The sequence below is a fragment of the Rhodococcus sp. 06-1474-1B genome, from assembly GCF_002258885.1.
GTDB classification, from domain to species: Bacteria; Actinomycetota; Actinomycetes; order Mycobacteriales; family Mycobacteriaceae; genus Rhodococcoides; species Rhodococcoides fascians.
The window spans coordinates 555,354-570,328 of sequence record NZ_NOYR01000034.1; the positions used below are offsets into that span (position 1 = coordinate 555,354).

At 55.0% G+C, this 14,975-nt stretch carries 12 protein-coding genes; all 12 read left to right on the forward strand.

What is annotated here, in order from left to right:
• Positions 1-114 precede the first annotated feature (114 nt).
• On the forward strand, positions 115-1,434 hold the full coding sequence (locus CH266_RS24465) for a UDP-glucose dehydrogenase family protein (protein ID WP_094695644.1): 1,320 nt from the start codon (positions 115-117) through the stop codon (positions 1,432-1,434).
• Between the two features lie 494 nt (positions 1,435-1,928).
• Complete coding sequence (locus tag CH266_RS24470; protein ID WP_094716350.1) at positions 1,929-3,437, forward strand: sugar transferase; 1,509 nt, start codon at positions 1,929-1,931, stop codon at positions 3,435-3,437.
• 70 nt (positions 3,438-3,507) lie between these two features.
• A complete protein-coding gene (locus CH266_RS24475; RefSeq protein WP_094716351.1) occupies positions 3,508-4,716 on the forward strand; it encodes a DUF1972 domain-containing protein in 1,209 nt (402 codons plus the stop codon).
• The gene (locus CH266_RS24480) at positions 4,713-5,663 is read left to right on the forward strand and encodes an NAD-dependent epimerase/dehydratase family protein (RefSeq protein WP_094716352.1); all 951 of its coding nucleotides are present in this window, start codon (positions 4,713-4,715) and stop codon (positions 5,661-5,663) included. The genes CH266_RS24475 and CH266_RS24480 overlap by 4 nt, the downstream gene beginning before the upstream one ends.
• Before the next feature lie 249 nt (positions 5,664-5,912).
• Entirely contained in the window at positions 5,913-6,239 is a 327-nt protein-coding gene (locus CH266_RS26085; RefSeq protein ID WP_369597418.1) for a DapH/DapD/GlmU-related protein, read from the forward strand.
• Between the two features lie 47 nt (positions 6,240-6,286).
• The gene (locus CH266_RS24490; RefSeq protein WP_176457200.1) at positions 6,287-7,699 is read left to right on the forward strand and encodes a lipid II flippase MurJ; all 1,413 of its coding nucleotides are present in this window, start codon (positions 6,287-6,289) and stop codon (positions 7,697-7,699) included.
• Complete coding sequence (locus tag CH266_RS25240; RefSeq protein WP_141214574.1) at positions 7,696-8,739, forward strand: hypothetical protein; 1,044 nt, start codon at positions 7,696-7,698, stop codon at positions 8,737-8,739. The genes CH266_RS24490 and CH266_RS25240 overlap by 4 nt, the downstream gene beginning before the upstream one ends.
• On the forward strand, positions 8,736-9,887 hold the full coding sequence (locus CH266_RS24495; RefSeq protein WP_094716355.1) for a glycosyltransferase family 4 protein: 1,152 nt from the start codon (positions 8,736-8,738) through the stop codon (positions 9,885-9,887). Before CH266_RS25240 ends, CH266_RS24495 begins: the two co-directional genes overlap by 4 nt.
• Positions 9,880-11,253: an O-antigen polymerase gene (locus tag CH266_RS24500; protein WP_094716356.1), complete on the forward strand. Its 1,374-nt coding sequence runs from the start codon at positions 9,880-9,882 to the stop codon at positions 11,251-11,253. The genes CH266_RS24495 and CH266_RS24500 overlap by 8 nt, the downstream gene beginning before the upstream one ends.
• Positions 11,250-12,482, forward strand: coding sequence for a glycosyltransferase family 4 protein (locus CH266_RS24505; RefSeq protein ID WP_094716357.1), 1,233 nt, complete (start codon positions 11,250-11,252; stop codon positions 12,480-12,482). Before CH266_RS24500 ends, CH266_RS24505 begins: the two co-directional genes overlap by 4 nt.
• Complete coding sequence (locus CH266_RS24510) at positions 12,475-14,547, forward strand: acyltransferase family protein (RefSeq protein WP_094716358.1); 2,073 nt, start codon at positions 12,475-12,477, stop codon at positions 14,545-14,547. Before CH266_RS24505 ends, CH266_RS24510 begins: the two co-directional genes overlap by 8 nt.
• Before the next feature lie 83 nt (positions 14,548-14,630).
• Positions 14,631-14,975: sugar nucleotidyltransferase (locus CH266_RS24515; protein ID WP_176457201.1), on the forward strand; the 345-nt coding region annotated here is incomplete at its 3' end.

Consider the following 14,975-nt stretch of genomic DNA (forward strand, 5'->3'; position numbering starts at 1 on the left):
TCTCCAAGTGCGATGGGCGCAGTGAGGTAGCCCGCGGCTCGAGTATCGGCGGGCCTGATCCGTGTCTACTATGCGCTTGTAAAGCATCAGTAAGACCGACGGGGAACGGACAGCATGCGAATCACAGTCTTTGGTACCGGCTACCTCGGTGCCACGCACGCCGCCTGCATGGCCGAACTCGGCCACGAGGTACTGGGCGTCGACGTGGACCCGGCCAAGCTCGCGAAGCTCGAGGCAGGAGAGGTTCCGTTCTGGGAGCCGGGTCTCGAAGAGGTGCTGCAGCGCAACATCGCGGCCGGTCGCTTGCGCTTCACCGCGTCGTACCAGGAAGCCGCGGACTTCGCGGAGGTTCACTTTCTCGGTGTCGGCACTCCCCAGAAGAAGGGGGAGTTCGCAGCCGACATGAAGTTCGTCGACTCGGTCATCGAGACGCTCGCGCCGTTGCTCACCAAGCCGGCCGTGATCTTCGGTAAGTCCACAGTTCCCGTCGGTACCGCCGAGCGGCTCGGCCGCATGGCACGCGAACTGGCCCCGGCCGGCGATGGCGTCGAGGTCGCCTGGAACCCCGAGTTCCTTCGCGAGGGCTACGCCGTCAAAGACACGCTGCACCCGGATCGTCTCGTGCTGGGTGTCGATCGAGATCGGCCGGGTCGTGCGGAGGAACTGGCCCGCGAGGTCTACGCCCAGCTGCTCGACGAGCAGATCCCGTTCCTGGTGACGGACTTGGCCACGGCCGAGCTGGTCAAAGCCTCGGCCAATGCGTTCCTGGCCACCAAGATTTCGTTCATCAACGCCATCGCAGAGGTGTGCGAGGCGGCCGGGGCCGACGTCACCGTCCTCGCCGACGCGATCGGCCACGACGAGCGCATCGGGCGCAAGTTCCTCAACGCCGGCATCGGCTTCGGCGGTGGGTGCCTGCCCAAGGATATCCGCGCGTTCATGGCCAGGGCCGGCGAGCTCGGTGCCGATCAAGCGCTGACGTTCCTCCGCGAGGTCGACAACATCAACATGCGGCGACGCACCCGCATGGTCGAGTTGGCGCGGGAGGCGTGCGGCTCGCTACTCGGTGCGCGGGTGGCCGTGCTGGGCGCGGCCTTTAAGCCCGACTCCGACGACGTTCGTGATTCACCGGCCCTGAACGTGGCCGGTCAGATCCAGCTGCAGGGTGCAACGGTCAACGTGTACGACCCGAAGGCCATGGAGAACTCCAAGGCGCTGTTCCCCACGCTGACCTACAACAACACCGCTCTCGAGGCCTGCGAGGGAGCAGACGTGGTGCTGGTGCTGACGGAGTGGAAAGAGTTCAAGGCTCTCGTTCCCAGCGACCTGGACGGCGTGGTGCGCAGCAAGAAGCTGATCGATGGCCGTAACTGCCTGGACCCGGAGCAGTGGCGGGCGGCAGGGTGGAACTATCGAGGCCTGGGTCGACCCTGAGCGCGACCAGGCACATCGATCTCGCAATTCATTCGATGGAATGAATTGTTCGGCCCGTTGTGCTTGCTGATATCTGTAATTCGCATTAACGCACACTGCCTTAAAATGCAAACGTCCTGCTTTACGCTCGTCGACATGTGCTGATGTTTGGTTGAAAGCGGTAGACGCCGCGATTGACGGGTAAATCACCCGATAAACAGCGCTGAACACTGTGAGTGGTCACCAAAGTGCGTCGATCGTGCTCGTGTGTAACGTTTTTGGACCTCGCGGCGGTTACACCTTGGAAGTCCCAGTCACCCGTTTCGCCTAGTCAGCGTATGTGTGGTAAACCGAACGGACGCTGTTATTTATCTGTGATCTGCGCCGCTCGCGTGGTGCTTCGTATTGCAACGTGGGACTATTCCAATTCGATACCAGTCGCATTCCGGATTGGTTCGGATGTCAGACCAGCGGCCACCGGAGGTGGTCGCAGAAGCGCAGAAGGAGGGGAGCAGGTGGCATCTGTCGGGGCGGCACCACGCTCACTCTGGGGATCCTCGCGGTCCGGGGAGCTGAAGACTCGCAAGCTCACGTCGCGACATGTGTGGGAGCGCCAGTACATCGCCCGCCTTCGGGTGACCGACGTGCTGGCTGTGGTCTTGTCTGTCGCTCTGGCCCAGATCGTTCGGTTCGGGGGAATCGAGACCACAGGACTGACCAACTCCATTATCTACACCGGTGTCTCCGTCGCAGTGGCGAGCGTCTGGATCGCGTTTCTCGCGATCTTCAGAACCCGGTCGACGCGCGTGATCGGCAACGGTGCCGAGGAGTACCGCCGCATCGTCTCGGCCACCTTCCGGCTCTTCGGTGTCATCGCCATCATCTCTTTGCTGTTCCGTATCGACTTTGCACGCCTCTACCTCGCCATCGCCCTTCCCGTTGGGTTGGTGGCCTTACTTGTCAGCCGCTGGCTGTGGCGCAAAGTGGTCACTCGACTCCGCAGCGAAGACAAATACAAGACGTCGGTGCTGATAGTCGGGAGTCGCTCGGCCGCGGTCTCGATGGCAGAGTCGTTCGAGCGTTCGCCGTCCTCGGGCTACGCGGTGGTGGGAATGTGCATGCCCGGCTACGAGGTGCCGAGTGACGGAATCGTTCACGTCGAGGGTGCCGACATCCCGGTACTCGGTAGTGAGCGAGACGTCCTCGCCGCGATCGACGAGTGCGGTGCCGACACCGTTGCAGTCACCGCCACCGAACACCTCGGCCACAAGGGCATTCGCAAGATGATCTGGGATCTGGAGAAGAAGGACGTCGACCTCGTGGTTGCGCCTGGGGTCGTAGACGTTGCCGGCCCCCGGTTGGTGATGCGTCCTGTTGCAGGGTTCCCGCTGATTCACGTCGAGAAGCCTCAGTACAACGGCGCGACGCGATTCAGCAAGGTCGCCTTCGATCTGACGTTTGCGGCGCTGGTTCTGGTGTTGATCTCGCCGGTGCTACTTGCAGTAGCGATTGCTGTGAAGGTCACCAGTCGTGGACCGGTGTTCTACAAGTCGGAGCGGCTGGGCATCGACGGCAAACCGTTCTCGATGATCAAGTTTCGCAGCATGACCATCGATGCGGACCAACAGGTGGCGCATTTGCTCGACCGGAACGAGGGTGCCGGTGGGGTGCTGTTCAAGATGCGGAACGATCCGCGGGTAACGCCTGTCGGCAAGATCCTGCGTCGCTTCAGCCTCGATGAGCTTCCGCAATTCATCAACGTCCTCAGGCGCGAGATGAGCGTCGTGGGTCCGAGGCCTCCGCTGCGGCGTGAGGTAGAGACCTACAACGGCGAGGTTCGACGGCGACTGTTGGTCAAGCCGGGAGTCACGGGTCTGTGGCAAGTCAGCGGACGATCTGACTTGTCATGGGAAGAGACAGTACGACTAGACCTGTCGTACGTCGAAAACTGGTCCATGGTGGGGGATCTTTTGATCATTGCCAAGACAGCCAAAGCCGTATCTCGGAGCGACGGGGCCTATTAACCGCCACGCTCTACGTGTGCCGTGTCGTGTAGCTCTCCAATCGGAACTAGTGGAAAGGCGAGCTTTCGATATGAGGAAGTCCGTTGCAATAATCGGGTCACGTGGATACCCCAGCTACTACGGAGGATTCGAAACCCTCATCCGACGACTCGCACCTTATTTGGCCGACAAAGGATGGTCCGTAGTCGCCTATGGTCGGCCTGGGACGATAAAGACGGACGACGATTCCCGTGATCACCGCGTTCGCTCCGTGACCACTCCCGGCCTCGAAACTAAGTCACTCAGCACTTTGACTTACGGACTATCCGCATGCCTTCACGCAGCTTGGAAGCGACCAGACGCCGCCCTCGTCCTTAACGTCGCCAACGGTTTTTGGCTACCCATACTTAAAATGAGAGGTATTCCAACAGTTGTCAACGTCGACGGCATGGAGTGGGAACGCGCAAAGTGGGGTCGAGCGGCCAAAATCGTGTTCAAAATGGGAGCCAGAATGACAGCGCGGTTCGCCGACATCATTGTCTGTGATTCAGTCGAGATACAGAGACGTTGGAAAACGCAATTTGCAAGGTCGAGCGACTTCATAGCTTACGGAGCCGATGAATCGGCGAATCTCGAATTGGTAGAAAATCTACAAGAAAAGTCCTACGTGCTCTACGTCGCGCGCTTCGTCCCTGAGAATTCGATAGAAGAATTTCTCGCCGCCGCCGAAGTTATCAGCGAAAGACACAAAGTGGTAATCGTAGGGTCATCCGGATACGGTGGAGATCTTGATCAACGCGCATTGCAGCTGTCAAAAAATTCAGAGAATGTAACCTGGCTAGGACATCTCAGTGACGACCAAAAGCTATTCTCCTTGTGGCAGCATTGTGGCGCGTACTTCCATGGCCATAGCGTTGGCGGTACTAATCCGGCATTAGTGCAGGCAATGGCGCTTGGTGCTCCTATCGTCGCACGAGACACGACCTATAATCGCGAAGTCCTCGGCGACGCCGGCCGCTTTGTTGAGCCAGACCCCGCGGCAATCGTCAAATCAATAAACGAACTAATCTGCAATCGAGATGAACAAACTGCCCTTGGTATGTTAGCGAACGGACGGGCGACTTCTAATTACTCGTGGTCGCTGATATGTGACAAATACGAAGCATCGCTCAGAAGGGCAATAGGAGTCCCAATAGGAACAAGTAAGCAGGGTTCTGCGTCGGTAGCTTCCTACAGTGGAAATAGTATTACCCAGAGCCATGTCAAGCCGGATACGAATAGCGCGGAAGGTGAACGGTGAAAGTACTCATCACAGGAGTCGCAGGTTTCGTAGGCAGTCATCTTGCTGAATCCTTGCTGACAGATGGGCACGAGGTAGTTGGGGTTGACAGCTTGACCAATTACTACTCACCGACTACTAAACTGGGCAACCTCGCCACTGCGGAGCAGGACGACAAATTCACCTTCCTTCAACAAGACATTCTCGACCTAACGCCAGACCACATCGGTGGGACAGATGTTTGCATTCATTTGGCTGGACAGCCAGGAGTTCGTGACTCTTGGAACCAATTCGACCTTTACACACGGCAGAATCTAGTGGCTACCCAGCACCTGGCGCAGGTTCTTTCTGCAGCAGGAGTATCTCGAATGGTATTTGCCAGTAGTTCGTCCGTCTATGGCGATCAAACTAGCTACCCGTGCCGCGAGACGGACACTTTGTTGCCGAGAAGTCCGTACGGAGTAACCAAGCTAGGCGGTGAGTATCTCCTACGCGCCTTTAGTTCTAGCTTTGAGTTGGAGGTGATCGCGCTCAGGTTCTTCACCGTTTACGGCCCTCGACAACGTCCAGACATGGCTACGCAGAGGCTGATCACTGCGGCACTTACGGGGGGGGCATTCAATTTGTTTGGAAACGGTACTGCGAGGCGAGACTTTACGTATGTCGAGGACGTCGTTGATGCGTGCAGAAGGTCCGTTGATGCGGTACTTCCTGAACGGTTCACCGCTGTCAATATTGGCGGCACGGGCGAAACCTCCATGTCGCAGCTTGTCGAACAGATTGAGGAATTAACCGGACGAAAGATTCAGCTGCGGGTTACGGCGAAGCAACTAGGTGATGTGGACCGAACCGGTGCCGACTTTTCCAAGGCCCACAGGATATTGGGATGGTCGCCGACGCGAACCTTACAGTATGGTCTGGAGCAACAAGTGCTGCACGTCCTGCATCAGTTGCCCCAAGGGGATTAGATTACGATGAAAAAGAAGCCATCGAAAACACTTCGGGTCCGGTCGGAAGTAAGAGCCTGGCAGCTCGCAATCATCCAACTGGTATCCGGCGTTCTATTGCCCGAGTACTCCTTCAGACGACTGCGCGCAGCACTGTTGCGACTGGGTGGCTTACGAATTTATCTCGGCTGTCATGTAGGTGGCGGATTTCGCGCGACCGGGACCAACTTAGACGTCGGGAGAGGCACATATATCGGACCCCGTTGCTTTATGGACATAAATTCCTCTGCTTGGATCCGGATTGGCAGCGACGTCGCCATTGGACCCCAATGTACATTCCTCACGAGTACGCATGATTTTGGCTCAGCGCGGAAGCGAGCCGGGCGAAATATTGCACTCCCGATCAGTGTTGGTGACGGATCATGGATAGGCGGGAACGTCACAGTGCTGCCTGGAGTAGAAATAGGGGCGGGAAGTGTTGTTGCCGCTTCCAGCACCGTAACCCACTCGGTGGCTCCAAATACGCTCGTCGGCGGAATCCCAGCGCGTCTGATTCGCACATTGAGTTCTCCTGCTGACGCTCCGAGCCCAATATGACGAGCGAGACTACGACCCGAAAGAAGTCTGCCGGGTACGCAGGATTTGTGACAACCCTCCTTACTCTGACCAACATCGTTGTCGGATTTGCATTCCAATCTTTGATCGCATCGAAGCTTGGTCTCAGCGGTTTGGCGGATCAGTTTCAACTAGGCTGGACAATAGTAACGTTTGGCACGACCGTGTTCTTCGCACTAGTTCCAATGGTGCTTGTGCCGCGTATTCATGATGGCTCAAATATAATGTTTTTAGGGGACCTGCGGGCTTTCTGGGCACTTGGAATAGTCGCGACTGCAGCACAGGCGATCTACGCTTTAACGTTGACGGGTTCCCTTTCAACTATTCTACTGCTGTCTGCTCCGAGCCACATCCTGGCCGCTTTGACATGCGGTGCACAGGCGGTCGCATACCTCCAACACAGGTTCGCCCTCGCCGCAGCTGGAGGAGTCGCGAATGGTATCGGACTGTTCAGTTGGGTGGCCATATCGGGATGGAACAATACATCGGCTCTGACGTTGGGTACCGGTATCGCAATCGGATACCTGGCGCAGTTCATTGCTGCGGCTTTGCCAGTAGCTCGTGTCATGTGGCGTAGTCGATGGACCAGCCAGATCGGGCTTCGTGCGATTCTTGCACTGTTTGCATTTACACTAATCACTAAGTTTCAGCCCGTCCTCGAGAGGATTTTGACGACCGACCTGCAGACGGGTGCCACGGCGGCACTCGGTTTCGGACAGAAGATCGCTCAGGGACTACTGCTTCTCTGTGCGTTTGGTCTTGCTCTGACGGCCGTGGGAACCATTTCTAAACACCTCGCAAATAACGACCACCAGTCTGCGGCACGGATCCTTGAAAGAACAATTGCTACTACGGTTATTGCTACAAGCGTTGTATCTGCGGCATTTATCCCTTTTAGTCTGCTGGCGGTACATGTGTTGTTTGTACGCGGCGAATTCACATCTGAGGATGCCCTGACCGTTCAAAATACGATTCTTCTACAACTACCTTGGGTCTTGGCGTGTGCCCTTACTGGCGCGATGACATCGTACCTATACATAGAGCGTGCGTACATTCGTGTCGGCGTCGCATCTGTCATCGGCCTTGTAGTGACGGTGACCACGGGATTGGCTTTGTCAAGAAACTTTCCAGCCGAGGCGGTTCCAATTGCAAGCAGCGCCGGCGCAGTGGTGACTTGTATAGTAGTGGCATTGAGCCTCCGCAAGTCACCGGTATGGGTACACACAAGGGAAATCCTGCACGACGACTTGCAGATCCTGATCCTCTTTCCAGCTATATTTTTTGCGACCCTGATGGTCTGGGTCACCGTCTCACTAAGCTCCAACGGGTCATTGCCACCGCTTCTACTATCCGGCGCCACCTTCGTATGTAGCGGAATCTTAAGCGTTTCCTTCAGCACAGTTCGTGACCGAATAAGAACACTATTGAGTGATGCAGCATGATTAAGGACGACGTCTTTAACAGCAAGCTCGGCGTTTTAGCGATTACCCTTGGGGGGCGAAAGGTTGCGTCCTCTAGGGTAAGAGCGCATGAGCCGCTCGCCTTGGCGTGCTCACGTGGCATCAAAACAAAGGTCATAGAAGTACACGGTAACCGCCTATGGCCAATATCATTGGTCGCCTGGTTGATTTTTAGAAGACCACGCATTCTCGTCATTCAGAAAGTACTTCCTCCTATCTGGTTGACAGGAATTATCCGATGGGTAGCGCGCGATCTCCGGGTAGAGCTTGACGATGCAGTCTATTTTGGTTACCCCGGAGCCTCGGAGCAGAAGCTCAGCCAGAGTGTGAACCGGTCGAGGCGGTTGTTCCAAGCCGCTGATCGCGTCGTGGTGACGACGCCAACCATAGCTGCTGATATCCAAAGGATTGCGGGAGTGCAGGCATGGCCATTTGCGGGTCCTGCGCCCTCAGGGCCGTTGGCCGAATTTGCCAGCAAACCAGGGATATTGTGGTTGGGAAGTCCCTCGACCATCGCCAACGTCGAGCCGCTTATTCCAGCTCTTTCGTCCTGGGTGGCTGGCAAATCTGGAGGACCTGAGTTGCTTTGGATAGTTGGCGCGGTGGCGGACGCGTCTACTGATGCTCCAGTGAGGGTTCGCAGGTGGTCGCCGGAAGTCGAGAGAACGGCGCTGGCGGAATGCAGCATTGGACTGATGCCGCTTACAGATGATGTGTGGAACAGGCGTAAGGCGGCGTTCAAGGTGCTGGTGTATCTTGCCAACGGAGTGATCCCGGTTGTTCCTGACGTGCCTGCCGTTCGGGCGCTACTCGGTGATCAGCTGAACGAGCTATGCGTTGAAGTAGCGAATCCATCGCGGCCACAATCCTGGGTGGACGCGGTGGGTAGTGCCTGGTCAGTCCCGGTCGGAGGGGCCTGGGTTGATGCTAGAGACCGATTGTTCGCAAACCTCTCTGTTGATAACTACTTGAACGTGCTACTTGGTGACACACTCGAAAAGCATGGGATGACTGGGAAATGAATTTGAAAGTACTGATGGCGTGCTCACAATATCCACCTGTCTATGGCGGTGCCGGACAGCAAGCTTCACTGCTTGCTGAACACCTTCATAGAAAAGGATGGAGGGTAACCGTTGTGACGCTTGACCAGCTTTCTAAAGGCTCCAGTACGGATGGTGGCTTTAAAGTTAAAAGGGTGAGTTGCCTGAGCGGTAGAGCGGGCCGCTTGGCACGAGGTGTTTCCACGATCGGCCTCGGGTTAGCGGCCGCATGGACTGTTCTGAGGGATCGCCCCGACGTCGTCCACATTCACGGATCATACTGGTGGGCCATTCCCCCTGCAGTTCTAGGGCGGATGCTGCGGAAGCGCGTAGTTGTAAAAGTGACGAGGGATGGAGAGGACGACCCACGTACGGTTCACGCAAAGCGCGTCGGTCGGCTGCCTGTAGGGATGTTGTATGCGCTCGCTTTTCGCTCGGCCAACAAGATCGTTTTCTTGAATGATTCAGGTTTTCGAGACGCATTGGGCTATGGGTATGCGGGTAAAGCAACACGGATGTTTAATGGTGTTGACAGTAAGAAGTTGACCCGAACCATTCAGCGAAGGACTAGTGCGCGCTCTATTTTCGGAGTTCACCAGGAGTCGATAATTGTTCTATTTGTAGGTTACTTAGCTCCACATAAAGGGGTGTTAGATTTGCTGGACGCGTGGCCAGCTGTTGAAGATGAATTCCCGAACGCAGAGCTGTGGTTGGTTGGGCCGGGATCGGGGTTCTACCGAGAGCTAAGTGAAAGCGTTGATAATGAGATGGAAGTCCTGCGGAACGTAGGCTATTCAGTCAAGGCGTTCGGTCACGTGCCGGCCCAACAGATGCCCCAATATTATTGGGCTGCTGACATCTTCACGCTGCCCAGCTACAGGGAAGGTATGCCAAACAGTCTCGCGGAGGCCATGGTCGCAGGTTGCACGCCTGTCGCTACAAAGATCCCGGGAATTGTGGATATATGCCCGCAGGATTATCGACTGCTGGTTCCACCTGGAGATTCGCGACTGCTGGCTGCCGCTTTGCAAGATGCAATCAAAAACCGTGAACCTATAAGCGGTGAGCACCTACAAAAGCTCGACATATTTACCGTTACAGACGACTACCTTGAGTTGTACAATGGCTGATTATGTTTTAACAGAAGCGCGACCAGGTCATTCCAGAGTGTATTCAAAATCTCTGTTAGCTTTAGCTGCTTTGGTTTGTGTGCTAGTCGCTGGAATTTCGGTCGCTCGCGTAGGTTCATCTGACATGGGTCCAGTGACCATAGCGGCGATGATAGTGATTCTGGTTGCCGTAGTAGGTTACAGGCTGGATGATGTACGAATGCCGAATCGTGCGGTGTGCGTGTGTCTAATTACTCTAACCCTCATGTTTGTAGTCGGTGTTTACCCACGCCGCTTCCCTGTTTTCGGAATTAACCCCAGCCCCGAAGCTGCAAATATTATCGCCATCGGTCTGGTTTCCTTACTGATTGGGGTTCTTGGGTTCACATTCCTGATTAGGGGGCCAGCTAAGCCCCTCGGTGTCTTCCTTTCGCATGCTACCTTACCGAATATTTACCATGTGGCCGTCGTTACTGCGATCGCGGTCGCTCTGGCAAATTACTTCACCGGCGTCATTCCACTCCTTGCGGACGATGTAAATGCCTCAAGATTCGGGGACAGTTTTGGTGTCCTCGAAAGGTTATGGCCCCTAGTTATTGCCGTAATGCAAAGTGCGCTCATTGTAGGAATGTATCGGTACATTACCCATAAATTCTCTAAGATTGACTTGTTTTACATTACTGCAGGTTCGGTCATTCTTGTCTTAAGTGGTGGTCGCGCACTTATTGGTGTCGCGCTGTTGAGTTGTGCAATTTTGTACATTCAAGTCCGGCGACCACCCCTTTGGTCGATTGTACTGGCTGTTGCCCTAGGGGTTGGTTCCCTTGGAATCTATGGCTTGTGGAGGGCAGGTAACTCAACAGGCGCTGAGGCGGCTTCGTCATATTTGCGCGCTCGAGGTCTCGATAATTGGTCTGGATCGGCGGACCTTTCGTTACAGACAGGCCCGCGCGTGATGGAACGGTTACTTCGGCTTGACACAAGTGCGGATGGCAAGTTCTTCTCCGGTGATTTGGGTAGCTTTCTCCGGCTGGGCTACGATCTTTCAGACCGATACGTCACTGGTTTGCTCGGTGCGGACGTCTCGGCGGTGGGAGGACTTCCGCCCACGCTGTTCGGAGGGCTCTATCTTGATTGGGGCATCCTCGGAGTAATATTCGGGTCTGTAGCGCTGGGTTCGATGTTAGTGCTGTTCCAGCGCATGTTCACTCAACGACCATCCATTGCGTCTGCTCTTTGGTTTAGCTATTTCGCCTCGTACTTTGTAGTATCTGCCTACAGCTACATTAGTTTAAAACCGACCTGGATAACCGTTGTCTTTCTGAGTATCTTCATTGCGCGCGCGAATAGGCGGCATAATGGTCGCACGGCGGAGGGCAATTTGTGAAGATCTTAATGGTAAGCAAGTTTTCAGATCTTGTTGGCGGTGTTGAAAGGCATATTACCGATCTAACGGATGGCTTGGTGGGTCGTGGGCACATTGTCAATCAATTTACTATGGATCAAGTGGTTGATGAGGGGCATAGCGTATTTTCGGCTTCATCGGTCGGTCCGGTAGATAAGGTACGCTCGGGTAGAAATCTGCTGTGGAATGCCGGCGCACGTTCGACGCTGAGTAAAGTCGTGGACTCTTTTCGACCGGACTTAATCCATTACCACTCGATCTATCACCAGCTTAGTCCGTCGGTTCTTGGTGTTGGCAGTGTTCCCTCTGTGATGACGCTTCACGATTTCAAGCTCGTGGCCCCTTGTTACACCCTCGTGCGCGATGGTGCGGTTTGCACGAAGTGTGTGACGGAAAAATTCAAATTAAGCGCAGTTAGGTATTCTTGCGTCAAGGGAAGTCGTGTTGCGTCGGCTGTTTGCGCAGTTGAGTCGGTAGTGCATTGGCCTCGCTATCAGTCTTCGATTTCTCGCTTTATAGTTCCGTCAGAATACTCACGAGGGCACCTGATTAAGGGTGGCATGGCAGCTGACCAGGTGGTCGTTATCCCGTGGGGGGTGAAGCCTCCTGCCCCAGTTCAACTAGATAGTCCGCCCTCTTCTAGATTCTGGATATATGGAGCAAGGCTTCACGAGGCTAAGGGAATTGGCACTCTTCTCGATGCTTGGACTGCGGTCGATAACAGAGAAAATGTCACGTTGGTCGTTGCAGGCGATGGTGAGCTGAAGGGCCATGTGCAACAATTTGCCGATTCACGCTCGGACGTGATTTATTTAGGAAAGCTGAATTCGCAGGAACTCTCTGACTGGACTGCGGCGGCGGAAATTACCCTCGTACCATCGGTACAGCCGGAAACGATGGGCCTGTCTGCCATCGAATCCCTGGTGTTGGGTACTCCCATTATGTCGTCCGGAGCAGGTGCCCTTGATGATTTGACAGGTGAAGGCGTAATTTCGGTGGGGTCCTCTAGTGTCGATGATTGGATAAAATCAATTCAATACCATCTCAACTCCGCGCAACGGGTTTATGAGTTGCGCGATGGCCTCCATAGACGGAATCTGCAGCAATATTCGCACGGACAAATGACGGAGTCTATCGAGGCGGAATACTTTTCGGTGTTGTCGGCTCGCCATAACGGATTCTTGCGATCTGGGGACGACGCGAATGGCTGAGAACGTAGCCCCCCGGGACCGTATCAACGCAATTGCGTACGTCCGTGAGCCCTTCCGTCCGGATATACAGGGTCTCCGTGCGGTCGCGGTCTTGCTCGTTGTCTTCTACCATTCAGGGTTCGGCTTTAGTGGCGGTTATATCGGTGTTGACGTCTTTTTTGTGATCTCAGGCTATTTGATCACCCTCAATCTCTTGCAAGCCAAACAGTTAAACGGGCGGGTTCGTCTCGGCGAATTCTATAATAGGCGCGTAAGAAGGCTCCTGCCGGCAGCAACGCTGGTTGTTGTAGTCTGTTTCGTGATGACACGGTTCTTCGTGCCCTTCACGTCCTTTCATTCGGTGCTCGCTGACGGTCTTGCTTCGGTTACCTGGCTGTCGAACATCCGATTTGCCTTCGGTGGGGTTGATTATTTGTCAACTCAAAACCCCTCGCCTTTTCAACATTTTTGGTCGTTAGCTGTAGAAGAACAATTTTATTTACTGTGGCCGGCGCTAATTGTGCTATGCTGCTTGGGTTCTGGCCCGAATTGGCGTAGACGGGTTGGTCTATGGACCCTCTTGTTGGTCGTTTTGTCGCTTTTTGCGTCAGAGCTTTTGGTTCGTGAAGCCGCGCCATTTGCCTACTTTTCTCTGCCAAGTCGGGCTTGGGAACTAGGACTGGGTGCGCTGGTGGCCGTTTACCGACCGGTTGTTAATGCTCGTGTCAACGCTTACGACCGAGCTAATCCTGTTGCATGCCGATTTGCTTGCAACGTTGTGGTCTTTGGCGCGTTGGCGTCGATAGTTGTAACTGCCTTGGTGTATAGCTCGTCCACGGACTTTCCTGGTCTGAATGCCCTGGTTCCGACGGTCGCGGTTGCGTCCATAATTGCGGTTCCTGCGCATCTCGCAGGCGTAGGAGCCTCCCGACTGCTACAACTCGGTGTTTTTCAGTTTTTTGGGCGCATTTCGTATTCGCTGTATCTTTGGCATTGGCCGATAATCGTGGTCCCAGGTCTTCATGTTTGGTCAGATTTATCGTTTTTCATACGTTTGTCATTGTTTGCAGTTGCGGTAGGCCTCGCGTTGGTCACTTTCAATTATGTGGAGCATCGTTGGGTTGTGAGGCGTATATCTGGTGACGGAGTGCCCATGCGACGGCAGGGTTTTATTGCGCTTAGATTTGCGACTGCATGCATCTTGATTGGTTCGCTGTCGGCATTGATCCTGGTTTTGCCGGTCCGCACCGACTCGGGGATCGTTGCGAACGGGTGGTCGATGCCCGCCGTAGGCCAGGCCGTCCTGTCGCCATTTGTTCCGTCTAATCTGAAGCCGGATTTGCTCTCTGCGGCTGGAGATTTACCTGCTGTCTACAGTCAAGAGTGCAATGCGGACTTCCTTGAGACGTCAGCTAAAGTCTGTCGAGGCGGTGACGCCCTTGCTACACGTTCTATAGTTCTGTATGGAGATTCCCACGCCGCGCAGTGGTTTCCGGCGCTGGATCGAATTGGGCACACCGAAAACCTATCAGTACTTTCATATACAAAATCATCTTGCCCTTCTATTGACGTCGACGTTTGGAATGCAAGCCTCAACAGGCCGTATAGGGAATGTGATATATGGCGGGACAATGTACTTCGTGATATTTCGAAGATTTCGCCCGAAATCGTAGTCGTCTCCAATTTTCAATTTGACGAGATAGTATCCCCAAGCTTGAGTGAGGCAATAGACGCGGGGGTCAGCGGCTTGCTGGCAGGACTTCCCTCATCGTCAACAGTTTTTTCGTTAGAAGACAATCCTCGGTTTTCGACGTCGCCCGTAGATTGTTTGGCTTTGAACTTGGATGACGTGAAACCATGCTTCGTCAATTATCACGATGGTATATCTTCGCTGCGCCTTGCCCTGGAAAGGAAATTCTTTGTTCGGCAAGGAGCTAGCGTCATTACGACTAAAAATTGGTTCTGTCCGGGTGAAGTTTGCAGTCCGATTCAAGGCGACCTTCTGCTTTATCGAGACCGTCATCACATCACCGCGACGTACGCCGCACAGATGGCAGATGCTTTGGCTGCGGAGCTTGGGCTTTAGCATCGTTGGCGTACCTGCTTCGTTTGGTTCTCCAGAACATTGCCTGGCGATTATTATTGAGCGTTCTCGACGGAAGGAATACGGTGCGGGGAATCATTCTGGCGGGCGGCACGGGCTCACGGCTTCATCCGATCACGATGGGAGTGAGCAAACAGCTGGTCCCGGTCTACGACAAACCGATGATCTACTACCCCCTCTCGACCCTGATCCTCGCCGGGATCCGCGAGATCCTCATCATCACCACACCCCAGGACGCCGACCAATTCACACGCCTGCTCGGCGACGGCTCCCAATTCGGCATCTCCTTGACCTACCAGGTCCAACACGAACCCAACGGCCTCGCCCAAGCCTTCGTCCTCGGAGCCGAGCACATCGGCACCGACTCCGCAGCACTGGTGCTCGGCGACAACATCTTCTACGGCCCCGGC

Coding starts and splice junctions, on each gene's coding strand:
- CH266_RS24465 (WP_094695644.1), top strand. CDS start 115: ATGCGAATCACAGTCTTTGGTACCGGCTACCTCGGTGCCACGCACGCC.
- CH266_RS24475 (WP_094716351.1), top strand. CDS start 3,508: ATGAGGAAGTCCGTTGCAATAATCGGGTCACGTGGATACCCCAGCTAC.
- CH266_RS26085 (WP_369597418.1), top strand. CDS start 5,913: ATGGACATAAATTCCTCTGCTTGGATCCGGATTGGCAGCGACGTCGCC.
- CH266_RS25240 (WP_141214574.1), top strand. CDS start 7,696: ATGATTAAGGACGACGTCTTTAACAGCAAGCTCGGCGTTTTAGCGATT.
- CH266_RS24495 (WP_094716355.1), top strand. CDS start 8,736: ATGAATTTGAAAGTACTGATGGCGTGCTCACAATATCCACCTGTCTAT.
- CH266_RS24500 (WP_094716356.1), top strand. CDS start 9,880: ATGGCTGATTATGTTTTAACAGAAGCGCGACCAGGTCATTCCAGAGTG.
- CH266_RS24510 (WP_094716358.1), top strand. CDS start 12,475: ATGGCTGAGAACGTAGCCCCCCGGGACCGTATCAACGCAATTGCGTAC.